Genomic DNA, 24,543 nt, shown 5'->3' with positions numbered 1-24,543 from the left:
CTAAGAGAGGTGACTGAATATGACGAAGACAATAAAGATACTTGGCATATCTACTTCCATGAGTAAAAAATCAAGATCACGTAAGTTTTTAAATGATCTTAATTTAGATAAACATAAGACGATTGACTACAAGCAGTTAGATCTTATTGATAAAGATTACAGTTCTTTATCCTGCAGTGCTTGTGAAAGCTGTGCAGACAATGAAGTTTGCATCAACAAGATGAATAACATTGTATTAAGAGCCTTTCATGAGGCTGATATCATTATCATTGCAGCACCTATATACTATGGTTCTTTGACTGGCAAGACCAAGTCGCTGATGGAGTGTTTGTATCCTTTTAGAGATCAGCAATTAAAGGGGAAAGAGGTCATAGTGGTTGTTTCTTCAGCTAAGGAAGGACAAGAGGGGATTGCTGTTATGGAGCTTTTACCATGGTGTTATAAACATCGTATGTTGCTTGTTCAAATAGAAAGTATTCATGACAATACCAGTCAGGAAGAGCTTGGAGGTATTGTTGATCGAATTAATCAATCGATCCTGGATTATGATATTAAAAAGGAGATTGATATTGATTTTCAAAATTTAAACTACTTAGGAAAAAGAGTGGGAATTCCCATTTACTATGATGTAGAGAAGAAAAAAGAATAAAACAAAAACTAATAAACCCAAGAGTGAGAAGCTCTTGGGTTTATTAGTTTGGTTGAAATGATAAAGAGATATTAGATAAAGAGATTGAACTATGTTCAATTCCCTTCTAAACATAATTAGTTGGTCATTTAAGACCTAAAAAAAATCTTCTTTCGGGAGCTGGCTGCCATCTCATAAGAGGAAGGCCCTTTAGCTTTGCGTCCATGCCTTTCAGCATGTTTGCCTTTTCGTTGAAAATCTCAACTGTTTTATTAATTTAATAATATAATAACAGATTATTCGACACTTGGCAAGTGATTTGTACAAAAAAAGTATAAAAAGATTTCAGGAAGACATTTAAAGAATATCTTCCCATTTCATATACTTGTTGAGTGTTTCTACAAACTTCTCTAAACCTGCTTGATCATCTTGGTCAAAACGATTCAAAATAGGTGCGTCTATGTCTAATACACCAATCAATTGATCGTCTTTGATAATAGGCACAACAATCTCAGAGTTAGATGCAGAGTCGCATGCTATATGACCAGGAAAGTCATGGACGTTTTTAATCAATTGTGTTGTTCTAGTCTCTGCAGCTGTACCGCATACACCTTTACTTATTTCAATGTTGACACATGCAGGTTTACCTTGGAAAGGTCCTAAGATGAGCTTGTCTTTTCTATATAAATAGAAACCAGCCCAGTTGATATCATCAAGTAGTAGCCAAAGTAGGGCAGAAGCATTAGATAAATTAGCCAGCCAATCATCTTCTGATCCTATAAGTCCTGTTAACTTGATGTTCATATACTTATAAAGTTGCTTTTTAGTTTCAAAATCAATTTTATCTATCTGCTTCATATTTATCTCCTAACTTAATGCTGTCATAGCCTCTCTGTATCTAAAGTCATCACCTGTGATGTGTTTAAAGATCCAAGTGGCAACTGTCTTAAGAAGTTTCAGTGCAAATGCCCCTTGATCTTCATCAATTGTCTCTAAATCATAGGCTTCTAATTTCTCTACAAATAATTGATGTTGGACTTTATGATCTTCTAAATCCTTATAATTTACTTTTTCCATCAATTTTTCTTCGTCATTAAAGTGATATCTTGTATAATCAATCAGTTCGTTAAACATAGCTGTTAACTCATCGTAGATATCCTCATCACCGTGGTTTGAAACCAAATCAGACATAGCCTGACCCATTTCAAATAGTCTCTTATGTTGGGCATCAATTTCTTTTACACCAACAGAATAATCTTCTTTCCAATCAAACATATTATCCCTCCTATGGTCTATAATAAAGATAGATGATAGGAAATGCAATTAATTTTTTTGATTTTATGGAACTTTAATTTCACATTTGCGTCCATATAATATAGGGGAAAAGATTGGAGGTTGTTATGAAAAAAATTTTATCTTTACTTTTAGTAGCAGTAAGTGTATTTGGTCTTGTAGCTTGTGGGTCCAGTGATGATGCCGGCATGGCTAATTCAGCTGATTACAACTACGCAGTTGAAACAGAAGAGGCTGTGTATGAAACGGAAGCTTCTATGGATGATTTTGGTGGCACCAACTATACACTATCAGAATCAAAATCTGAAGCACCATCCGAGCCCATGGCCGATAGGATGATCATCAAGTCGGCTTCAATGGAACTTCAAACCTTGGAATATGACTTGGCTGTTCAAAGACTCAATGACAAGATTGTTGGTGTTGGTGGCTATATAGAATCATCCAATGTAAGAGGCAAAGACATTGAAGACTCTTGGTCAACTAGGTCAGCTCATTTTACATTAAGAATTCCTGCCAAGCAGTTTGAACAGTTTATGAGTGATATGACCACTGTGGGAACGGTTATTCAATCAAACACATACGGTGAAGATGTCACTGCACAAGTATTTGATCATGAAGCTCACAAGAAGACTTTAGAAGTACAAGAAGAACGCCTTTTAAATATCCTAAGTAAGGCTGAAAAGATTGAAGATATCATCACACTTGAAAGAGAACTTTCTAATATAAGATATCAGATTGAAAACCTAACAGGTACCCTTAAAAGACTTGAGAACTTGGTTTCATATTCTACTTTAAGTGTTTCTATCTATGAGGTACATGAAATTGTAGAAAAAGAAGAAACGCCTAAAACATTAGGTGAGAGAATTGCTGCTAAGTTCAATGATTCATTAGAAGAAATTACTGATTTCTTTGAAGGTTTTGCAGTATGGGCTATCGGTTCTATTCCACTTCTTGTTATCTACGTGCCACTTTTATTTATCTTGATTCTTGTAGGTAAAAAGATTTATAGAAAGGTCTTTCCAAAAGAAGTTCATGTTCAAGCACCTGAAGAGAAAAAGTAATACAATATTATACCTAAATCGTGTATAATAACTTTGAGGAGGGTGTTCATGAAAATTAAATTATATGGTTCAAAACATTGACCAGGCTGTCCTGGTGTAAAAGAGGCTCTTTTACAAAAAAATGTTGAGTTTGATTATGTGGAAATTACAGATAGTATGAAAAATCTAAAGGAGTTCTTGAAAATCAGAGACAACAGCGATGATTTCAATATTGTTAGACGTGTTCATGCAGTAGGGATTCCAATGATATTGATTGATGGTAAAGTACATCTTAACATAACAGATGAATTAATTGAAGAAATAGCGAAAGGTCACTTATAGTGGTCTTTTTTCTTTGTAAATTATAAATTATTAGCCACTAATATTAAAGAGTGCTAAAATTTCTTGACAGAGATAAATGGTAGTTCTATAATTATACTTGGATATAAGAGATACAAGAATTATTAAAGGAGTGATTTAAATGGAAAAAGGCAATCTTTCAATACATAGTGAGAATATATTTCCTATAATTAAGAAATGGTTATATTCAGATCATGATATCTTCATTAGAGAATTGATATCAAATGCATCAGATGCAATTACAAAGTACAAGTCATTGGTATCACTAGGCGAAATTAAGTCAGATGAAACTGAATATAAAATCGATGTTGTTTTAAATCAAGGTGAAAAGACTTTGACATTTATAGATAATGGTATTGGTATGACAGCTGATGAAATTAAGCAATATATCAATCAAATTGCATTTTCTGGTGCTGAAGACTTTATTGAGAAATACAAGGACAAGGCAGACCAAGATCAAATTATCGGTCACTTTGGTCTAGGATTTTACTCAGCTTTTATGGTAGCGGAAAAGGTAGAAATCAACACATTATCTTATCAAGAAGGTGCGACATCTGCTAAGTGGCACTGTGATGGCGGTACTGAGTTTGAGTTAGAAGAAGGTACAAGAAAGACTCGTGGTACTGAAATCAAGTTGTTCTTAGGTGAAGATGGTGTAGATTTCGAGAATGAGTTTACAGTTAAAAGAACCATTGAAAAATACTGCTCTTTTATGCCATATGAGATTTTCTTTACAGTTGAAGATAAAGAAGCTCAAAAGGATGAAGAAGGCAATGATATTGTAGAAGAAATTGTAGCATTAAATGATACGACACCTCTTTATGCAAAGAAACCATCTGAATGTACAGATGAAGAGTACAAGGCCTTCTACTCAAAAACATTTATGGATTTCAAAGAGCCATTATTCTGGATTCATTTAAATATGGATTATCCATTTAACTTAAAGGGTATTTTATACTTCCCTAAGTTAGGTACTAACTTTGATACTTTAGAAGGTCAAATCAAGTTATACAACAACCAAGTCTTTGTTGCGGATAATTTAAAAGAAGTTATTCCTGAGTTCCTAATGCTTTTAAAAGGTGTGATTGATTGTCCAGATCTTCCACTGAATGTATCTAGATCGATGCTACAAAACGATGGTTTTGTCAAAAAGATTTCTGACTACATTTCTAAGAAGGTAGCAGATAAGTTAACAGGCTTATTCAAAACTGAACGTGATGCTTACGAAAAATACTGGGATGATATTCAGCCATTCATTAAGTATGGTGCCATTAAAGAAAAGAAATTCAACGACAAGGTTAAAGACGTCCTTTTATTTAAGCTGACAGATGACCAGTATGTAACAGCAGAAGAGTATCTTCAAAGACATGAAGGTAAATTAGACAAAGAAATTTATTATACAACAGATACTTTACAGCAAACTCAATACATCCAAAACCTACAAGAGCATGGTGTAGAAGTGGCTATCTTAGACCATCCAATTGATTCAGCCTTTATTTCTCATATGGAAGCGGCGGCTGAGGATGTGAAATACAAGAGAGTTGACTCTGGTATTTCTGACATGCTAAAGGAAGAGGATGATACAGACCATAAAGATGTAGAAGAAAAGCTTGTAGAACTCTTTAAGAAGTCTACTGGACAAGAATCTATTAAAATTAAGATTGAGTCATTAAAGAATGAAGATCTAGCAGGTATGATCATTTTAACTGAAGAATCACGTCGTATGCAAGACATGATGAAGCAGTATGGTGGCATGGGTATGGATGCTTCTATGTTCCCTAGTGATGAGACTTTAGTTTTAAATAAGAAAAACCCACTTGTATCATACACTATTGATCACTTAGAAGGTGATGAAGAGACGCTTAATCTTGTAACTGAGCAGATCTATGACTTGGCTGTATTAAGTCATCGTCCTTTAACTGCAGAAGGTATGACAAAGTTTGTTAAACGTTCAAATGACATTTTAAAAAGAGCGATTATAAAGTAAAAATACTTATTCTAAAAGATGCACTCAGGTGCATCTTTTGTGTTATCATAGTATCGGAGGTGGTTGTTTGATAAGAAGGGCTATAATAGAGGATTTTTTAGAGATCTACAATATGGATTTTAAATATATCAAAAGCTTTGAACCAGAGGACCTGAGTAGGTGGCTTGATGCCAAAGAACATATCTTAAAAGGTTATGAGGATAACTTAGACAGTATGTTTGTATTTGAAGAAGAAAGTATCTTGGGTTTTGCCTACTGGAGTATACATGAAGATATGCCGTGTGTATTTTCTATTTACGTCGATGAATCATCTAGAGGCAGAGGTATTGGTCAAAAGCTGATGTTATCTTTAGAAGAAAGTGTACAAATTCATGGTTATGATAGGATGACTTTATCTACTAGACTTATCAATCCTGCACAGCACCTCTTTGACAAGATGGCTTATAAGAGACTTGCTATAAAAGACGACTGGATACAATATGAAAAGAGGTTGAAATGAAGAAGTATAATTTAGCAAACTTACCGACACGTATTGAAAAAATGAAGTTCAATTTTAATGGCATCAATGTGTATATCAAAAGAGACGACCAAACCGGTTTTGAGTTGTCTGGTAATAAAGTAAGAAAACTGGAGTATTCTTTTGCAGAGGCAAAGGCTCTAGGTGCTGATACAGTTATCACCTGTGGTGGCATTCAGTCAAATCATTGCAGAGCAACAGCCATAGCCGCAGTAAAACTTGGTTTTGAGGTTCACCTAGTCTTAAAAGAAAATGAAGTACCAGGCAGTGGTAACTATTTCTTAAATAAAATGATAGGCGCAAAAATACATTTAATCAGCCTAGAAGACTATAAAAATAGACATCAAATTATGGCTGATATGAAAAAGGATTTAGATGCTTCAGGTAAGCATACATATCTTATTCCTGAAGGTGCTTCAAATGGCATTGGAAACCTTGGCTATGAACATGCTTTTTCAGAAATTGAAAACCAGGAAAATGAGCTAGGGATAGAGTTTGATTATATTGTGTCTGCCTTTGGTTCTGGTTCGACTTATACTGGTCTTTTGATGGGGATTAAAAAGCATGGTAGAGACATAAAAAATGTCGGTTATAACATTTACAATCCAAATGTTGATGGATTTGATATGGTTAAGAGTCTTTTGAATGAGTCAAAGCCTTATACGATGCTTCCAGAGATTACACCTAAAGATGTAGATATTAGGACAGACTATGTTGGTAGAGGCTATGCCTTAAGTAGAGATGAGGAAATAGATTTTATCTTGGATATGGCAAGAAATGAAGGCATTCTTCTGGATTCAGTTTATACAGGTAAAGCCATGTATGGTCTAATGACGGACATAAAAAATGGAAAATACAAAGATAATGCCAACATATTATTTATTCATACAGGTGGTGTCTTTGGTAATTTCTCTAAAATGGATTTGTTTATAAAATAGCTTCGGCTATTTTTTTTCTTGATATTTTTTTAAATTATGATAAAATGAATATAGTTTCGGAAACGTTTCCGGAAACGTTGTCATAATTACTATAAAGAGTTTCATTAGGAGATAAAATGAAATCAGTAAATATTAAAGACATAGCAAAAGCAGCTGGTGTTGGTGTCAGTACAGTTTCAAGGGTGCTTAACAATCAGCCTGATGTAAAAGACTCTACTAAAGAAAGAGTTTTAAAGGTTATTGAGGAACTGAATTATGTTCCCAACAACAGTGCAAGAAATCTTAAGAGAAATAAAACAAACCATATAGGTATTTTTATCATAGGTGAATATTCAAACTTTTTCTCAAAGGTTGTAGAAGCCATTGAAGAAAAAATCTCTAATGAGAAACATGCACTGGTTTTACATTTTCATAAGGAACACATTAAAACAGTGGAAGTTGCTGTTGAGTTTGCACTTGAGAAAAGACTTGCAGGTCTGATCATACTTGGTGGTAGTTTATTACCAGAAGACGAAGGCTATATCAAACAACTTGATATACCAGTAGTATTTGGTTCGACAGTTATTCATGAAGCATGTGATAGGGATTTATATTCCAGTGTGACCATTGATAACTTTAAGTCTTCTTATGAGGGTGTTGTAAAACTTATAAGTTCTGGTCATAAATCTATTGGCCTTATATCATCTGAAGATGGTAAGGACAATGTCGCTGAAAGAAGACAGCTGGCTTATGAACAAGCCTTAAAGGATCATGCACTTATTTCATCAAATGAATTGATTGCAATGGGAGACTATTCTATGCAGTCAGGCTATGATGCCATGAAAGAACTTCTTAAAACTGACCTTACAGCAGTGTTTGCAATTTCAGACTTAATGGCCATAGGTGCTGTAAAAGCTGTATTTGATGCTGGTAAATCAGTTCCTGATGATATATCTGTTGTAGGCTTTGATGGTCTTGAAATTTCAAAGTTCATGCACCCTAGTTTATCAACAGTTGAACAGCCTTATGATGAAATGGGTTCCAATATAGCTTCTATTGTCTTATCTGAGTTTAAAGATAAAGATGTAAAGAGTCATATAGTCTTAGAGACCACATTTTATAAGGGACAAACAATTAAAGAGAGAGGTGGACAATGAAGTATTTAAATATCGGTACGCCATTTGAAACGGATAGTATCGTAGATTTTGAAAATATAAGACCAGTAGAATCGCTAAGTGACTTGCTTGATGGTACTGGTTTATCATGTGACGTAAAAGATGTAACGACACTTACATATAAATTCGATTCAAATGACAAGGTTTATGGTCTAGGAGAAAATCTTAGGGGCATCAACAAAAGAGGTGGCATCTATGAGTCGTTTTGTACAGATGATCCAAACCATACACCAGACAAAAGAGCTTTATACGGGGCACATAACTTCTTTATTGTTGATGGTAAAAAATCATTTGGTGTTTACATTGACTTTCCAACTTATATAGAGTTTGACTTTGGATTCAGTCATAAAGATGAATTGAAAGTTTCTATTGAAGGAAAAGATCTTAGACTTTATATCATTGAAGGTGATAAGAAAACAATTGTGTCTAAGTTTTTAAAGGCAATTGGACCATCATTTTTACCACCAAAGTGGGCATTTGGTTTTCAACAATCTCGTTGGTCATACCCAGACAATAAGGCCATCAGAGAAATTGCAGATAAATTTATAGAATCGGATATCCCATGTGACACCATCTACATGGACATTGATTATATGAAGGATTTTAAAAACTTTACAATAGATGAAGAAAGATTTCCTAACTTCGAATCATTTGTAAAAGATCTTAAAGATGATGGGTTTAGACTAATCCCAATCATTGATGCAGGCTGCAAAATTGAAGACGGTTACAAGACGCATGAAGAAGGTGTCAAAAACAGATACTACTGTGAGGATTCTGAAGGTAAACCTTTTGTTGGTGCTGTATGGCCTGGTCTTGTACATTTTCCTGATTTTATTAATCCAGAAGCAAGAAAGTGGTTTGGTGACCAATATGATTTCTTAATTGACAAGGGCATTGAAGGTTTCTGGAACGATATGAACGAGCCGGCTATATTCTATTCTGCTAAGAAACTTGAAGAAGCCATCGAGTATGCATCCAATCAAAAAGGTAAGAACTTAGGTATTTATGATTTCTTTAAATTGAAAGATCAGTTTATGTGGTTATCTAATAATAAAGAAGATTATCAATCTTTCTATCACAGAGTAGATGGTAACACTTATAACCACTATGATTTACACAACCTGTTTGGTTACAACATGACACGCGCTGCTGGTGAAGCCTTTGAAAGAAATCATCCTGAAAAAAGAATCTTACTTTTCTCAAGAGCTTCTTACATCGGTATGCACCGTTATGGTGGTATTTGGACGGGTGATAACCATGCATGGTGGGAACACTTAACACAAAACATTAAGATGATGCCTTCGTTAAATATGTGCGGCTTCTTATACTCAGGTGCTGATATAGGTGGATTTGGGGGCAATGCAAGTGGTGAGCTTGCAACGCGTTGGTCTCAGTTTGCAGTCTATACACCACTTTTTAGAAATCATGCATGCATGGGTTCAAGACACCAAGAGCCATTCTCTTTTGAAGATGATACGACTCAAGTGACACGTGACATTATTAGATACAGATATGCTTTCATTACTTACTTATATTCTGAGTTTATGAAGGCAAGAACTAACAATACTTTACTTTTTAGACCTTTATCATTTGACTTTGAAGATGAACATTGTCATCAAGTAGAAGACCAGTTGATGTATGGTTCTGGTATTATGCTTGCACCAGTTCATCAGGCAAATGCAAAAGGAAGATATGTCTATTTACCTGAAAAAATGCTTGAGTATAAGATCAAGTCTAATGATAATTATGCTCTAGAGCTTAGAGAATCTGGTCATCAGTATGTTCAGGTTCAGACAAAAGAATGGTTAAACTATTTAAGACAGGGTACGCTATTAATACTTAATGAAGTTAAAAACAAGGTTGAAGATATTTCTGTTGAGACTTTGGATTTAATTGGCTTTGTTGATAAAGATGCTTCTTACCAAGTGTATTCAGATGACGGTATTTCTAGAGACGCTGAAGCTAGTTATTTTGATATTCATGTTAAATATGATGGTCAAATCCATCTATCACATACAGGCGATATTGGTTGTAAAGAGATTTCATATGATATTGTAACAACTGATAATAAACGACATAAAGGAGTGTATCATGTTTAATAGATCTAGTGGTATCTTGATGCATATCACATCATTACCTAATAAGCAGGGTATTGGTACCTTTGGTAAAGAGGCCTATGATTTTGTAGATTTCTTAAAGAAATCAGGACAATCATATTGGCAGCTTCTACCGATTGGTCCAACGGGTTATGGAGATTCCCCATATCAATCTCTTTCAACATTTGCAGGTAATATCCTCTTAATTGATTTAGAAGTATTAAAGGAAAAAGGTCTTTTAACAGAAGAAGATTTTTCTGGTAGAGATTTTGGCAATCAAACTGATGTGGTTGATTTTACAAAGGTTAACAATGAAAAGACTGCTCTACTTAGACTTGCATATTCCAGAGCTGAAAAATCTTATAAAAGAGAAATGGACACTTTTGTTGAAGAACACAAGTCATGGTTAATTGACTACACTTTATTTATGGCACTTAAGCATGACAATGATTTAAGATCATGGCAGGAGTGGCCAAAGGCATTAAGAACAAGACAAGCTGACGCTATAGAAGCAGCTAAGGTTCAGCATGAGTCTGAAATGAAGTTTTGGACTTTTGTTCAATACATCTTTTTCAAGCAGTGGCATGAACTTAAAGTTTACGCCAACAAAAATGGTGTAGAGATGATTGGTGATATTCCAATCTATGTGGCAGAAGATTCTTCAGATGTTTGGTCAAACCCTGAATTATTCCTATTAGATGAAGACAACAGACCTGTATGTGTATCAGGTTGTCCACCAGATGCCTTTTCTGCAACAGGCCAATTATGGGGCAACCCAATTTATAATTGGGACCTGATGGATCAACAAGGTTATAAGTGGTGGATTGAAAGAATCCGCGCAACTTATGAGTTATTTGATGTTGTAAGAATCGACCACTTTAGAGGCTTTGAAAGCTACTGGTCAATTCCTGGCGGTGCTGAAACTGCTGTCAACGGTGAGTGGGTCAAAGGCCCTGAAATGAAGCTGTTTGATGCAATTAAAGAAGAACTGGGCGAGTTAAAAGTTATCGCTGAAGACTTAGGTTTCTTGACTCAAGAGGTTGCTGACTTTAAAGATGCATCTGGTTATCCAGGCATGAAAGTACTTGAGTTTGCATTTGACTCAAAAGAAGAGAGTGATTATTTACCACATAATTATGAAACAAATTGTTTTGTGTACACAGGTACTCATGACAACGATACAGTACAAGGGTGGTTTATTAATACAGATCAAGGAGACATAGATAAGGCCATTGATTATCTTAAGCTGACTAAAGAAGAAGGTTATCACTGGGGCTTTATCAGAGGTGCTTGGTCATCTGTTGGTGTAGTAGCTGTTGCTCAAATGCAGGACTTCTTAGGTCTTGACGATAAGGCAAGAATGAACATACCATCAACTATCGGCGGTAACTGGGAATGGCGCATGGCACCAGGTCAGTTAACGGACGAACTTGCAAAGAAGATATATGATATGACGAAATTATATGGAAGGTTGTGCTAATATGAATTTTGACAAAAATAAGTTTATTGCATCAGTAAAGGATGCCACGAGAATGAAGTATGCTAAGTCTTTTGATTCAGCATTAGAGTATGAAAAGTTTAATGCAGTTTCAATGACATTAATGGAAATGTTATCTGAAGACTGGAACAAAACAAAAGAGTCTTACGGTAAGAAGAAGCAAGCATCTTACTTATCTGCTGAGTACTTAATGGGTAGAGCTTTAGGTAATAACTTAATCTCATTAGGTTTATACACAGAAGTTGAAGAAACTCTAAAAGAGTTAGGTATCTCATTAAATGCTGTAGAAGAAGCAGAAGAAGATGCAGGTCTTGGTAATGGTGGTCTTGGTAGACTGGCTGCATGTTTCATGGATTCAGCTGCAACAGAAGACTTACCTTTAACAGGTTATGGTATCCGTTACGATTATGGTATCTTTAAGCAAAAGTTTGAAGATGGTCGTCAGGTAGAGCAAGTGGACAACTGGTTAAAATATGGCGATCCATGGTCTGTAAGAAGATTAGAAGATGCTGTCATGGTTGAGTTTGCTGATGAGACAATTCAGGCTATTCCATATGATACACCAATCGTTGGGTACGGTACAAACAACATCAACACACTTAGACTTTGGAAAGCAGAATCTGTGGATGCCTTTGACTTTAAATTATTTAATGATCAAGACTACACTGCTTCAGTAGAGAAGAAAAACTCAGCAGAGGATATTTCTAGAGTATTATATCCAAATGACTCAGAGCAAGCTGGTAAGCTTTTAAGACTTAAGCAACAGTACTTCTTTGTTTCTGCATCTTTACAAGATATGATCAAAGACTTTAAGAAGAAGTCAAATGACTTCAATGAGTTCCCAGAATACTATGCTATCCAGTTAAACGATACACATCCAGCTGTAGCAGTACCTGAGATGATGAGACTTTTAATGGATAATGAAGGATTAGCGTGGGATCAAGCTTGGTCAATTGTAAGAAGAACTTTTGCTTATACAAACCACACAATCTTAGCAGAGGCATTAGAGCAGTGGTGGAATGGTTTCTACAAGGAGATTTTACCTAGAATCTATGAGATCCTAGTAAGAATTGATGAGCAGTTTGTTGCTGAACTTGAAGGCAAGGGTTATGATGCTGATAAAATTGAATCAATGAGAATTATCTCAAATGATATGATTAAAATGGCATGGTTATCAATCTATGGTTCATATGCTGTTAATGGTGTTGCTTACCTTCATACAGAGTTATTAAAGCATGAAGAGTTAAATGACTGGTATCAGTTATATCCGAATAAGTTCCAAAATAAAACGAATGGTATCACTCAAAGAAGATGGATGGCACTTGCAAACAAGGAGTTATCTGCTTATGTAACTGAATTATTAGGTACAGATGAGTGGGTTAACAACTTAGAAAAAATTAAAGAGTTAGAAAAGTATGCAGATGATGAAGCTGTGCTTGAGAAATTCATGGCTATCAAGCTTCAAAAGAAAGTTCAACTTGCTGAATACATCAAAGAACATGAAGGTGTAGAAATTGATCCTGATTCTATATTTGATATTCAAGTTAAGAGACTTCATGAGTACAAGCGTCAATTATTAAATGCATTCCATATTTTAGACTTATACCATAAAATCAAAAAAGATCCTTCAATGGATATTGTTAAGAGAACTTTCATCTTTGGTGCAAAGGCTGCGCCTGGTTACATCAGAGCCAAGTCAATTATTAAGTTTATCAATGATATTGCTGACTTAGTAAACAATGATGAAGATGTAGCAGGTAGAATCAAGGTTGTATTTGTTCAAAACTACAGAGTTTCTTACGGTGAGAGAATCTTCTCAGCAGCAGACTTATCAGAGCAAATTTCTATGGCTGGTAAAGAGGCATCGGGTACTGGTAACATGAAGTTCATGTTAAATGGTACACCAACAATTGGTACACTTGACGGTGCAAATGTAGAGATTGTTGAAGAAGCTGGTGAAGAAAACAACTTTATCTTCGGTCTAACAGTAGAAGATGTAAACAAGCTTAAGGGTAACTATGATCCTAAGGTACCTTACATGACAGTACCTGGTTTAAAAGAAGTTGTGGATGCATTAATCGATGTAACATTTGACTACACTGGTGATGAAGATATGCAAGAGCTTTACACATCTTTATTAAAGGGTGCTTCATGGCATGCTGCTGATAACTACTTTGTATTTGAAGACTTTGCAGCTTACAGAGATGCTCAAATGAAAGTTGATGCAGCTTATAGAGATAAGAAAGCTTGGGCGAGAAAATGTTGGATGAACATGTGTAATGCGTCTAAGTTCTCAAGTGATAGAACAATTAGAGAATATGCAAAAGACATCTGGAACATAGAAAAGAACAGAATCTAGGGGGCCAGATGAAAAGATTACTTGCAAGTTTATTAATCCTACTGCAATGCTTTTTATTAATACCAATGCAAGCGGTTGCGGAAGAGAATACGACAGTCGTTATTCATTATCAAGAAACAGAGGATAACGATAAAGACTGGAATCTATGGATTTGGCCTGCAGGTGGCGAGGGTAGTGCAAATGACTTTACCGAAGAAGATAACTTCGGTAAAGTTTGTACTGTTACGCTTCCTGGTAAACATGAAAAGGTTGGATTTATAGTAAGAACAGATTCATGGGAAAAAGATACACCAAACGACCGTTTTATAGACCAATTTGACGGTGGCGTTGGTGAGATATGGGTTTATGGTGGTAGAGAAGAATTCTTTTACGAAAATCCAGAGGGCGCAGATGAAATCACAGATGAATCTGTAGAACTTATGATCAATTATCATAACTATGATGAGAATTATGCAAACACTTCACTAAGGGTTTATTTTTTTGATGAAGTTGGGCAAACGATTTCATTAGATGGCCAATCTGATTTTGGACCGAATGTTTCTCTAAGAGTCGAAGAGACAAAAGGAAAGGCTGGCATTCTAGTTGATGTTCTAGAAAACGACCAAGTCTTAGCTACATATGAAGTAAAGAAAATCAAAGATGGTCAGGCTGAAATCTTTTTAGTAGAGAACAATGAACGTGTTTTCTATTCAGAAGAAGATGCTGTTTATATGCCTAAAATTACAAAGGCAAGACTCAATGATACCAAGACAATTGAGTTAGAAACAAATATGTTCTTTAAGGGACCTATTGAAGTTTATGTCAACGGTGAGCTTGTGACGAGTCAGACTTCAATTGAAATGTCGGGTGATTTTTACCAGTCTTCTGGTAACATTATTCTGGACCAAGCTGTTAAGTATACAGATGAAATAGAATTATCTATTCCTAGGTTTGAGACTTCTGAAGTTCAACTTGGCCAGATTTATGACACACTTGAGTTTAATTCGACTTACAATTATGAAGGTGACTTAGGGCCAATCTACTCAAAGACATCTACAACTTTTAAAGTATGGGCACCAACTGCTAAGGATGTAAACTTGACATTCTTTACAGATGTAGATACGCCAGCTGAAAGCTATGAAATGACCATGTCTGAAAAAGGGGTATGGGAAACAAGAGTTGAGGGAGACCTTCATAACCAACTCTATGCTTATGATGTCAGTTTATTCGGTGATTATGAGTATGTGGTCGATCCTTATGCAAAGGGTGTATCAGTTAATGGATTAAGATCTGCTGTTATTGATCTTGACTCAACGGATCCAGAGAACTGGCAAGCGGACTACACAGCTGATTTTTCTAGTATAACGGATGCCATTATGTATGAAATCCATGTAAGAGACTTATCTATGCATGGACAGTCAGGCATTGAGAATAAAGGTCTTTTCTTAGGCTTTACTGAAACAAATACACAAACAAAGAATGGTTTTACAACAGGTTTAGACTATATAGCTGATTTAGGTGTGACTCATATTCAATTTATGCCAATATATGATTATGGATCGATCAATGAAGCTAAAAACGATTATTCATTTAACTGGGGTTATGACCCTGTTAACTACAATGCACTTGAGGGTTCATATTCGACAGATGCTTTTACACCAGATGTTAGAATAGGTGAGTTCAAACAAGCTGTACAAGCTATTCATGACAAAGGTTTAAAGGTAACCATGGATGTTGTTTACAACCATGTATATTCTGTAGATGCTATGGCTTTTGAAAAGCTGGTGCCAGGTTACTATTTTAGAAAAGAAGGTGAAAACTTCGCTAATGGCTCTGGTTGCGGTAATGAAACAGCTTCAGAGAGATTCATGATGAGAAAGTTTATGGTCGATTCAGTGACATACTTAGCTGATGAATATAACTTGGATGGTTTTAGATTTGACCTAATGGGTCTGCATGATGTAGAAACTATGAATCAAATCAGACAAGCCCTTGATCCTTCTATTACAGTCATAGGAGAAGGTTGGAACATGGGTTCAGTTCTTGATGAAGCTTCTAAAGCCAATCAAAATCAAGCCCACTTAATGCCTGGCATCGCTCATTTCAATGATACCATTCGAGATGGTCTTAAAGGGTCAGTATTCGATTCACTTGATCAAGGTTTTATCAATGGAAAAGAAGGCATGGAAGCCACTGTTTTTACTGGTATTGTAGGTGGTGTATACTATGAGGATTTAAAGACTTGGGGAGACATTGAACCTGGACAGTCTGTAACCTATGTAGAAGCACATGATAACAACACCTTGTTTGATAAGTTAAAGCTTTCAAATCCTGAAGCTATGCCTAATGAGATTAAAGACATGCATCTTTTAGCAGATACCATTATTTTAACTTCTCAAGGGGTGCCTTTTATACATGCAGGACAGGAGTTTTTAAGAACCAAACTAGGGGATGAAAACTCTTATAAATCAAGTGATATTGTCAATCGTTTGGATTGGTCTAGAAGAGAGAAGTACGACGATGTTGTAAGTTACTTCACGACACTCATTGAAATGAGAAAAGCACACCCTGCATTTAGACTGGCTACTAAAGAAGAGATTCAAGAATCTATTAAGCCTATTCAGTTAGACAATCAAGTCATTGCATACGAAATCAACTATGCAGATGATGCATGGGATAATATTATTGTGATTCATAATGCAGGTAAAAGTGATCAAAGCTTTGATTTAAATGGTGACTATCAAGTGGTTGTTAAAGACGGTCAGGCAAATCTTGAGGGTATTGAACAAGTGGCGGCTTCTGTAAAAGTACCTGCCATGAGCTCGATGGTACTTTATAGAATTGGTGATTTAGAAGAGGAAATGCCTCAGGCTGACTCTAATACAGTAAATACTTTAATCGTAGGGATTGTAGTAATACTTGCATTGGCAACTATCCTTATCATCATTAGAAAGCGCAAATAGCGCTTTCTTTTATGCATAAAATGGCCTAAATAATGGAGCCGCTTGACACAGGTGCAAATACGTTTTATAATTTTATTATGCAAACGGTTGCAGGAAAAGCAATCATTGGTGCATGAAATTATAGGGCGGTATTATGAGAGTAACAATAAAAGAGGTTGCAAAGTTAGCAGGTGTATCACCATCTACTGTATCAAGGGTATTGACTGATCATCCAAAAATCAGTCAGGCTACAAAAGATAGAGTATGGAAAGCGATGAAAAAGTTAGACTATCATCCAAACGTAACAGCTAGAAAGCTTGCAACCAATGCAACAAAAACAATTGGACTATTATTACCTAATGATGTGAAGCTACTTGCTGAAAACCCGTTTTTTATTCAAGTGCTGACAGGTGTGACAACATATGCACAGTCAAAGGGTTATTATATCATGTTAACAAATGCTGAAACACGTGAGGGTGAAGTAGAAGCTTTAAATCACTTGTTCAGATCCAACTTGATTGATGGTGTCATCATGACTGTTGTAAGAGAAGAGGATCCTTGTATTGAGTTCTTAAGAGAAAACAATCATCCTTATGCAGTCATCGGTAGACCAAATGACACGGATTCTACTTTATGGGTGGATAACGATAACTTCCAGGCCATGTATGAGATGGTTAACTATTTAATCAAAGAGGGTAATCAAAAGATTGCATTTATTGGTGGTTCTAAGGAGTTGACGGTAACAAAAAATAGACGTGCTGGTTATGAAATGGCACTGAAAAATCGTGGTTTGCATTTAGATGAAAACATGGTTAAGGGTGTTAAGTTCTCTGAAGCGGGCGGTTATGAAGCGACAAAAGACTTGCTAGAAGAAAATGATGTAGATGCCATTGCAACAACAGATGACTTGATTGCAGTAGGTGCACTTAAGGCACTTAAGGATTTAAATAAAGAGGGGATAACTGTCACAGGTTTTAACAATACACCAATTGGCAATTACCAAACACCGCCACTTTTAACTGTGGAAATCAATGCAGTAGAACTTGGCCATTACTCGGCAAAGCTTCTAATAGATAAGTTAAACAATTTAGAGTCAGCAATGAACTCATACATAGTAGATACTAAGTTAATCAAAGAAAGTTAAAGAATGTGCTCAGCACATTCTTTTTATCTTATTTTAGTAAAAATTCTATTGCAGCTGGAAATCTCTTAGACCAGTCTTTTTCATTGTGGATACCACCTTTATCGATGACAAGCATTAGGTTTTCATCAGCAACTTTTTCTCTTAAAATATCATAGATCTTTTGAGTGCCAGTTAGATAAAGATCATCAAAATCGTCTCTCTTGTCATTACTGCTTTCATTGGTACCGATATCGAGATACCATTTTGTAACAAGCTCGTTTTGATAATCTTTCAAGGCCATTAACAAGTCTTTTTCAGCGAACCATGCAGCTGTCGAAAAAGCACCAACTCTTGAAAATATTTCAGGATATTTCATACCAGCATATAAGGAGATAAGACCACCCATTGACGAGCCTATTATGGATGTAGATGTTCGGTCTTTTTTTGTTTTGTATTTATTGTCGATGTAGGGCTTTAAAACTTTTACTAAGAAATCTACATAATCATCACCTAGTCCGCCGACATCTTCATGAATACCTTGAAGGAGTTCGTCTTCCTTAATGGTCGTGTTGACCCAAGGGGAATATTCATCTAGACGATTATGTCTGCCTTCAAAGTTGTCTATGCCTACAACGATATGGCCTTGTCCATGCATCTTGTAATAATTGTTCATATGGGTATGAACGTCCCATATAGCCCCGTAAGAAGATGTTTCAACATCATAGAGGTTTTGTGCATCATGCATGTAGATGACAGGAAATAAGAGGTCCTCCTCGTAATTAGGCGGTAGGTATATCCTTAGGGTTCTTTCCGTTTTTAAATAAGGTATTGTAATCTTTTCAATAATTATCTGATGCATTTATTCCTCCATTAAGACTAAAGACGACATGGCTTCTAATATAAGTTCTCCTGTCATATCTTGACCTGTGAAATAATTCTTGTAAGGACCTGATATTTGAATGGTCTGTTCATAAGCAGAAATATTAAATGCTGTAATCATAGACCTTTCAAAGTTTGAGTATTTGATAACGATATAGTCTTTTGATACGTCTAGTATTTCCACATCTTTTAGATCACGTGTTTCATTTCTTAAACCTATTAATGACTGGTAATAGTCATAGATCTCATTTTCTTCAAAAACCATCATTTTTCTATTTTCAGGATCGTCTTTGCCATCAAGGCCTACTTCAGTACCATAGTAGATAATCGGGATGGATGGGTAGGTCATAACAAATGTTAAGCCTTGTTTTAAGAATAAGTCGCCATTCTTAGAAGATTGACTGATAAGTCTTTTAACATCATGGTTGTCTAAGAATATAGAAGACATAGTTGGGTCATCAAATTTTTCCTGATTATTAAGGGCGATCTTCAGCTTATTAGCATCGCCGTATAGTTTAAAGGTATCTTTGATACCATCATACATGCTGTAATTGGTCACACTGTCAAAACCAACTTCATTGTATGAAGACAAAAGAGTAGGGCTTGATGCAAAAACTTCACCTAGTAAAAAGAAATCTGGATACTTATCTTTTATGATATAAGCGAACTCGTTCCAGAACTCATTAGGAACATGTTTAACAGTATCTAACCTAAGGCCATCGACGCCTGTTTGATCAATCCAGTACAAAACATTCTTATAGAAATAATCCTTTACCTGAGGATTTTCGGTATTCAAATCAGGTAAACCTGCCAAGTTGTAGTTGAGAAGTTGGTCTTTGTCATTAAAGTTGGTGATGGTGCCCTTACCATGGAACCAGTCTTTCTTTTCTGGGTCTTCTAACCATGGATGATTATAACCTGTGTGGTTGACCACATAGTCTAAAATAACTTTAATGTCTCTAGAGTGGGCTTCATCTACAAGTTTTTTAAGGGTTGCCATATCACCTAGGTGAGGGTCAACGGCCTCAAAGTCTTCAGTCCAGTAACCATGATAACCAAAAGGTTCATTGTCATTTACTGGGGTTAACCAAATGGCAGTAGCCCCTTGTTCTTTTATGTAGTCAAGCTTTTTAATAACCCCCTCTAAGTCTCCACCTAGAAAGTATTTAAGCTGAGTTTTGTCATCACTAAAATCGTCAAAATTGTTGTTGGAAGGATCGCCATCATAGAATCTGTCTACCATGATGAAGTAAATCAAATCCTCTGGACTAAAGTTAGAAGAAGTGTAAGGTACCTCATATTCGTAAAGAGATGTTTCTTCTTCTGTTTCTTCAACAACTCTTTGCTCAGTTATTGTTTCGTTTTCAGATTGCATGTCATTAACTGCTTGATTATCCTGACAAGAAAAGAGTGTCAGGCTTATAAATAGTGGTATCAATAATTTTTTCATATACGCCTCCTATATTTATTATACTGGTTTTGAAGGTTTATGCAAGCGGTTGCATATAAATTAACCATTAAATACAGAAGTGGCAAGCTTAGTATATAAGATAGAAAAAGTATCCAGTAGGCATTAGACTCTACAAGGGAGCCTGCCAGACTGTATAAATACAAATGTGCTATATAAAAGAATAATGGTTCCTTGCCAATAATAAGAACGGACTTTATGTAGATGCTGTATTTATCAATTACAAACATCATAAAAAAGTTTATGGCTAGTGTGATGCCTATAAAGCCAATAGAGGGTGGATATTTTACAATGATAAAAATTTCCTTCATATTTGCCTTATCTAGACTAAAAAGAATGAATACGATAAATGAAATTAGCGATAGTTTTAAATATGGTATTTGCTTCAGTGAAGCTACAAATACACCGAGAATGCCTATACCCAACCATGTAGTTAAGGTGTATAAGATATAAAAATCACCATATAGACCTGGCTTTAAAAGCAGACCAGTAAGTAAATGATGACTTTCTGGTATATACTGGCCCATAAGAATCAGTAGTGGTCCTATGATAAAGCCATATTTTTTTATAAGTGGCATGAATAGGGTGATGAGAATCATAGATAGTCCTAATATAGTTATGACACCTATATAAATATAGTCAATTTGCCATATAAAATTAATAAAAGTTACTTGTAAGAAGATTAAGAAAAAGCCTCTTAAAATGAGTTTATAGGCTTTCTTCTTTTGATAAGCATGATACAAAGAATATCCTAGAACAAAGAAAAATCCAGGTGCACACAAATGTGTGATCCATCTGACCATAAAGGCAAGACTAGATGGATAGGGCGTGATAAAATCATAGCCTTCATAAAAATGTGTATCTATAATAAAATAAGATGCATGATCAAGGGCCATTAAGATCATAATGATACCTCTAAACATATCAATTGTTTTATTTCGCATAAGACCACCTCATTCAATGAATACCCTTTTGAAATATATTTATTAAGGTATAAAGAAATCTTAAAAGATATTTTCATTGTATTAAGAATAATGGACTTAGTTGAACTGATTATTTCTTGTGTTATATTTGTTACAGGAGGATTGAAATGAAAAAAATAATTACACTAATTTTATGTTTTGTTCTGGTATTGGTTGGGTGTCAGTCTAATGAAGCCAATAATCAGGCTATTAATAATGAAATATCTGTTGAAGATACGAAAGAGGCTGTTTTACCTTTAGAGTATGGTGACTATGAAGGCTATATGTGGGAAGTCTCAAAGGGAGATGCCACAGTTTATATGTTTGGCTCCATACATATGGCAGATGAATCACTTTATCCTATGTCCGAAAAAGTAGAGAAGGCCTTTTATGAGGCGGATGTACTTGGCGTTGAAGCGGATATTTCAGATGGTAAAGCAGTTGAGGCGACACTACCCCTGATGCTTTATAAGGGCGAGGAAACAGTTTACGATCACTTGTCACCTGAAGGTATAGAGAAGTTTGAGTCTATATGCAAAGAAGCTGGCGTCAATCCTTTGATGCTTCAGAGATTTAAAGTTTGGGCCTTAGGTTCTAACTTACTGGCACTTCAGTTAAGTGAATCGCCTTATTCTGCCCTAGAAGGCGTTGACATGTATTTTCTTCAAAAGGCAAATGAGATGGAAAAAGAAATTGCCGCTTTAGAAGGTTTGGAATATCAGATTAACCTTATCAATGATTTTACAGATGCAGAACAGGAGTCAGCTTTTTTACTTGGATTAGGTACAACTGAAGAGACTGTTCAAGATTTTAATACCATGTATGAACTTTATCTAGCAGCGGATGATGAAAAAATGACAGAGTATTTATTTACAGGTGAGGGTGGCTTTTCTGATGATGTGGAAGATAAGATGCTTCATGATAGAAATATCTTAATGACAGAAAAGATAGAATCATATCTTGAAACAGACAAGACATACTTTGTCGTTGTGGGCCTTGCCCACTACTTGGGTGAAGATTCAGTTATAAAAATGCTAAATGATAAGGGCTATGACGTTAAAAGAAAGTGATATTACTTTCTTTTTATTTTACATTCATATACAATATATTCGAGGTGAGTGAATGGAAAAAAATCAAGTAAAAGAAATCCTTGAGGTTTCTATTGCTGCAGGCAAGATTATGTTAGAACATGGCGCTGAAACCATGCGTGTAGAGAATACCATACAAAGAATTTGCTGCAGTAGAGGTTTAGATGTAGAAATCTTTACGATTCCTACAGGTATATTCTTATCATGCGATTATAATGGGGAATTATATTCATATGTAAAAAGAACCAAGTCCCATACAATTGACTTGGAGATAATCTCGAAGATCAATAGTTTTTCGAGAAGTTTTGTAAATTCGGACATGACCATAGAAGAGGCCAATCAAGCCTTAAAAGATATATTAAATACGCCACACTTTAAGCCGATTATTGTGAGTTTGTTTGGAGGACTTGCCGGTGGATTTTTTACACTGACGTTTGGTGGTAACATGCTTGAAGCATTTTCAGCATTTGTAACATCCTTTACTGTTGTTTCCGTTGTAAGGTTTTTAGGCAGGTACATTGGTTCATTTGTTAGAAATGCCATAGGCGGTATGGTCAATACTTTAGTGGCTTTTATCTTGATTTTAAGCTTTCATAATATAGGCATACAACTCGAACTTTCCAATATCGTTATCGGGTCCTTGATGCCTTTAGTACCAGGTGTTGCCATTACCAATGCCTTTAGAGATTCCATTACTGGAGATTTTGTGTCTGGCGTTTCTAAACTGACAGAGGCTGTATTAGCAGCCATTGCAATTGCCCTTGGTGTGGGTGTTGTTCTTCATATCAAGGTAATAGTAACAGGGAGTGTTATATGATTCATTTTATTTATGCTTTTTTTGCATCAGTGGGTTTTGCTGTTTTGTTTAATAGTCCAAGAAAAGAAGTGCTTTATGCAGGCATCACTGGTGGTTTTGGCTGGTACTTTTATGAACTCTTAAAAGATATGGGCATATCGGTCATCTTTGCTTCTTTTGTAGGGGCACTAGTAGTAGGTATCTTATCAGAACTCTTAGCAAGATACAGAAAAATGCCGGCAACAGTATTTGTTATACCGGGTATTATTCCTTTGGTACCAGGTTATGGTTTGTATTTCTCAATGTTAAGCATCATTGAATCCAACTACGATGAAGCCATGAGAGTAGGTGTAGAAACCATTATGGTGGCAGTGATCATTGCTTCTGCAATTATCTTATCTACAACATTTGGTAATCTAATAAGAAAGCCATTTAACTTTGAAAAATAAGATGAGTCCTTATCTATTGATAGGGGCTATTTTGTTTCATTACAAAGTATTTTATTATATAATTATTGTACGAAATTAAGGAGATTGACATGAAAGCACTTATATTAGGCACAGCAGGTTTACAGATTAACATTCCAATAGATTCATTTCCTTTTGAATATAAATCTATTGTTTTTATGGATGACAAGGTCTCTATGGATGTGGCAGGCGTCGGTTACAGTCATTGTAGAATTCTAGGAAAGTTAGAAGATGAAATCACTTTTTTAACTGGCATCGGTAACGACCCTTATGCCTGCGTGATTGAAAAAGCCATAGAAGACAGTGGTGCATCACTTATGATTGATAGAAAAGACAAGGCATCTTTGGTATCAGTTATTTTATATGACAATGAAGGTAGACGAACGATTCTTAGAGAAGGTAGGATGGATTATAAGTACAAGATGAAACCATCTGCCTATGAAAAGCTAGAAGACGATTATGATGTTGCACTTTTTTCGATGGCAGGTTTCTCAAAAGACTTGTTGCCTATAATCAAAGAAAAGGGTATTCCTATAGCCTGTGATATACAGGATGTCCATAATCTGGACAATGAATACGGTAAAGATTTTATGGCTTATGCTGACATCATCTTCTTTTCTAATGATAATTATGAAGATGATTTAGACAGTCTATTAATGACTATATATAAAAAGTACAAATACAGCATTATTGGTGTTGGACTTGGTTCAAAAGGGTGTGCCTTATGTGTGGATGGAAAGATCTCTTATTATGGGGCTGTAAAGACAGAGGTTGTAAACACTGTTGGCGCAGGTGATGCCTTGTTTGCTAGTTTTGTTCATTGTTACTTTAACGGTGACAGTCCGGATGTAGCCATAAAGAAGGCACAAGTGTTTGCTGCTGAAAAGATCAAATATACAACAGCTTCAAAGGGATTCATGAACAAAACAGAATTAGAAACAAGATACAAAACAAGTTTTTAGGAGGAAT

Annotated in this window: 21 protein-coding genes and 1 riboswitch; of the genes, 16 read left to right on the top strand and 5 right to left on the bottom strand. The window is 35.5% G+C overall.

Going from position 1 to position 24,543, the window contains the following annotated elements:
- Positions 1–19 precede the first annotated feature (19 nt).
- Positions 20–649 carry an NAD(P)H-dependent oxidoreductase gene (locus tag EZV73_RS12065; protein ID WP_240840573.1) on the top strand — a complete coding sequence of 210 codons (630 nt, stop codon included), beginning with the start codon at positions 20–22 and terminating at the stop codon, positions 647–649.
- A 151-nt stretch (positions 650–800) separates the two neighbouring features.
- Positions 801–883, bottom strand: a riboswitch (cyclic di-GMP riboswitch).
- 102 nt (positions 884–985) lie between these two features.
- Here the strand turns inward: EZV73_RS12065 and EZV73_RS12060 are convergent.
- Both EZV73_RS12060 and EZV73_RS12055 read right to left on the bottom strand, forming a co-directional pair.
- The gene (locus EZV73_RS12060; RefSeq protein ID WP_240840572.1) at positions 986–1,486 is read right to left on the bottom strand and encodes a GAF domain-containing protein; all 501 of its coding nucleotides are present in this window, start codon (positions 1,484–1,486) and stop codon (positions 986–988) included.
- 9 nt (positions 1,487–1,495) lie between these two features.
- Positions 1,496–1,903: a bacteriohemerythrin gene (locus EZV73_RS12055; RefSeq protein ID WP_240840571.1), complete on the bottom strand. Its 408-nt coding sequence runs from the start codon at positions 1,901–1,903 to the stop codon at positions 1,496–1,498.
- 125 nt (positions 1,904–2,028) lie between these two features.
- Between EZV73_RS12055 and EZV73_RS12050 the strand changes: the two genes are divergently transcribed.
- From EZV73_RS12050 to EZV73_RS12000, 11 genes are all read left to right on the top strand, one after another.
- Positions 2,029–2,982 (top strand): DUF4349 domain-containing protein, encoded by a 954-nt coding sequence (locus EZV73_RS12050; protein WP_240840570.1) that lies wholly within the window; start codon positions 2,029–2,031, stop codon positions 2,980–2,982.
- A 156-nt stretch (positions 2,983–3,138) separates the two neighbouring features.
- On the top strand, positions 3,139–3,303 hold the full coding sequence (locus EZV73_RS12045; RefSeq protein WP_240840569.1) for a hypothetical protein: 165 nt from the start codon (positions 3,139–3,141) through the stop codon (positions 3,301–3,303).
- 139 nt (positions 3,304–3,442) lie between these two features.
- Complete coding sequence (gene htpG, locus EZV73_RS12040) at positions 3,443–5,308, top strand: molecular chaperone HtpG (RefSeq protein WP_240840568.1); 1,866 nt, start codon at positions 3,443–3,445, stop codon at positions 5,306–5,308.
- Between the two features lie 67 nt (positions 5,309–5,375).
- On the top strand, positions 5,376–5,807 hold the full coding sequence (locus EZV73_RS12035; RefSeq protein WP_240840567.1) for a GNAT family N-acetyltransferase: 432 nt from the start codon (positions 5,376–5,378) through the stop codon (positions 5,805–5,807).
- Positions 5,804–6,763 carry a 1-aminocyclopropane-1-carboxylate deaminase/D-cysteine desulfhydrase gene (locus EZV73_RS12030; RefSeq protein WP_240840566.1) on the top strand — a complete coding sequence of 320 codons (960 nt, stop codon included), beginning with the start codon at positions 5,804–5,806 and terminating at the stop codon, positions 6,761–6,763. The genes EZV73_RS12035 and EZV73_RS12030 overlap by 4 nt, the downstream gene beginning before the upstream one ends.
- 116 nt (positions 6,764–6,879) lie before the next feature.
- Positions 6,880–7,899 (top strand): LacI family DNA-binding transcriptional regulator, encoded by a 1,020-nt coding sequence (locus EZV73_RS12025; RefSeq protein ID WP_240840565.1) that lies wholly within the window; start codon positions 6,880–6,882, stop codon positions 7,897–7,899.
- Positions 7,896–10,016, top strand: a complete 2,121-nt coding sequence (locus EZV73_RS12020; RefSeq protein ID WP_240840564.1) for a TIM-barrel domain-containing protein — start codon at positions 7,896–7,898, stop codon at positions 10,014–10,016. The genes EZV73_RS12025 and EZV73_RS12020 overlap by 4 nt, the downstream gene beginning before the upstream one ends.
- Positions 10,009–11,493, top strand: a complete 1,485-nt coding sequence (gene malQ / locus EZV73_RS12015) for a 4-alpha-glucanotransferase (RefSeq protein WP_240840563.1) — start codon at positions 10,009–10,011, stop codon at positions 11,491–11,493. The genes EZV73_RS12020 and malQ overlap by 8 nt, the downstream gene beginning before the upstream one ends.
- Before the next feature lies 1 nt (position 11,494).
- Positions 11,495–13,870: a glycogen/starch/alpha-glucan phosphorylase gene (locus tag EZV73_RS12010; protein WP_240840562.1), complete on the top strand. Its 2,376-nt coding sequence runs from the start codon at positions 11,495–11,497 to the stop codon at positions 13,868–13,870.
- Positions 13,871–13,878: 8 nt separating this feature from the next.
- Entirely contained in the window at positions 13,879–16,812 is a 2,934-nt protein-coding gene (gene pulA / locus EZV73_RS12005) for a type I pullulanase (RefSeq protein WP_240840561.1), read from the top strand.
- 133 nt (positions 16,813–16,945) lie between these two features.
- Positions 16,946–17,935 carry a LacI family DNA-binding transcriptional regulator gene (locus EZV73_RS12000; RefSeq protein WP_240840560.1) on the top strand — a complete coding sequence of 330 codons (990 nt, stop codon included), beginning with the start codon at positions 16,946–16,948 and terminating at the stop codon, positions 17,933–17,935.
- Positions 17,936–17,963: 28 nt separating this feature from the next.
- Here the strand turns inward: EZV73_RS12000 and EZV73_RS11995 are convergent, their stop codons facing one another.
- The 3 genes from EZV73_RS11995 to EZV73_RS11985 are packed head-to-tail and all read right to left on the bottom strand — an operon-like array spanning position 17,964 to position 21,205.
- A complete protein-coding gene (locus EZV73_RS11995; protein WP_240840559.1) occupies positions 17,964–18,773 on the bottom strand; it encodes an alpha/beta hydrolase in 810 nt (269 codons plus the stop codon).
- Positions 18,774–20,243: an alpha-amylase family glycosyl hydrolase gene (locus tag EZV73_RS11990; RefSeq protein WP_240840558.1), complete on the bottom strand. Its 1,470-nt coding sequence runs from the start codon at positions 20,241–20,243 to the stop codon at positions 18,774–18,776. It abuts the gene before it with no gap.
- Positions 20,240–21,205 carry a DUF1624 domain-containing protein gene (locus tag EZV73_RS11985; RefSeq protein WP_240840557.1) on the bottom strand — a complete coding sequence of 322 codons (966 nt, stop codon included), beginning with the start codon at positions 21,203–21,205 and terminating at the stop codon, positions 20,240–20,242. Before EZV73_RS11985 ends, EZV73_RS11990 begins: the two co-directional genes overlap by 4 nt.
- Before the next feature lie 146 nt (positions 21,206–21,351).
- Between EZV73_RS11985 and EZV73_RS11980 the strand changes: the two genes are divergently transcribed.
- From EZV73_RS11980 to EZV73_RS11965, 4 genes are all read left to right on the top strand, one after another.
- Positions 21,352–22,293, top strand: coding sequence for a TraB/GumN family protein (locus EZV73_RS11980; RefSeq protein WP_240840556.1), 942 nt, complete (start codon positions 21,352–21,354; stop codon positions 22,291–22,293).
- A gap of 52 nt (positions 22,294–22,345) precedes the next feature.
- On the top strand, positions 22,346–23,128 hold the full coding sequence (locus EZV73_RS11975; protein WP_240840555.1) for a threonine/serine exporter ThrE family protein: 783 nt from the start codon (positions 22,346–22,348) through the stop codon (positions 23,126–23,128).
- Positions 23,125–23,556: a threonine/serine exporter family protein gene (locus EZV73_RS11970; protein WP_240840554.1), complete on the top strand. Its 432-nt coding sequence runs from the start codon at positions 23,125–23,127 to the stop codon at positions 23,554–23,556. The genes EZV73_RS11975 and EZV73_RS11970 overlap by 4 nt, the downstream gene beginning before the upstream one ends.
- Positions 23,557–23,645: 89 nt before the next feature.
- Complete coding sequence (locus tag EZV73_RS11965) at positions 23,646–24,536, top strand: carbohydrate kinase family protein (protein ID WP_240840553.1); 891 nt, start codon at positions 23,646–23,648, stop codon at positions 24,534–24,536.
- Positions 24,537–24,543: the final 7 nt, after the last annotated feature.

The organism is Acidaminobacter sp. JC074 (assembly GCF_022496765.1).
GTDB lineage: Bacteria > Bacillota > Clostridia > Peptostreptococcales > Acidaminobacteraceae > JABXKX01.
This window is presented reverse-complemented; position numbering and strand designations above follow the sequence as displayed.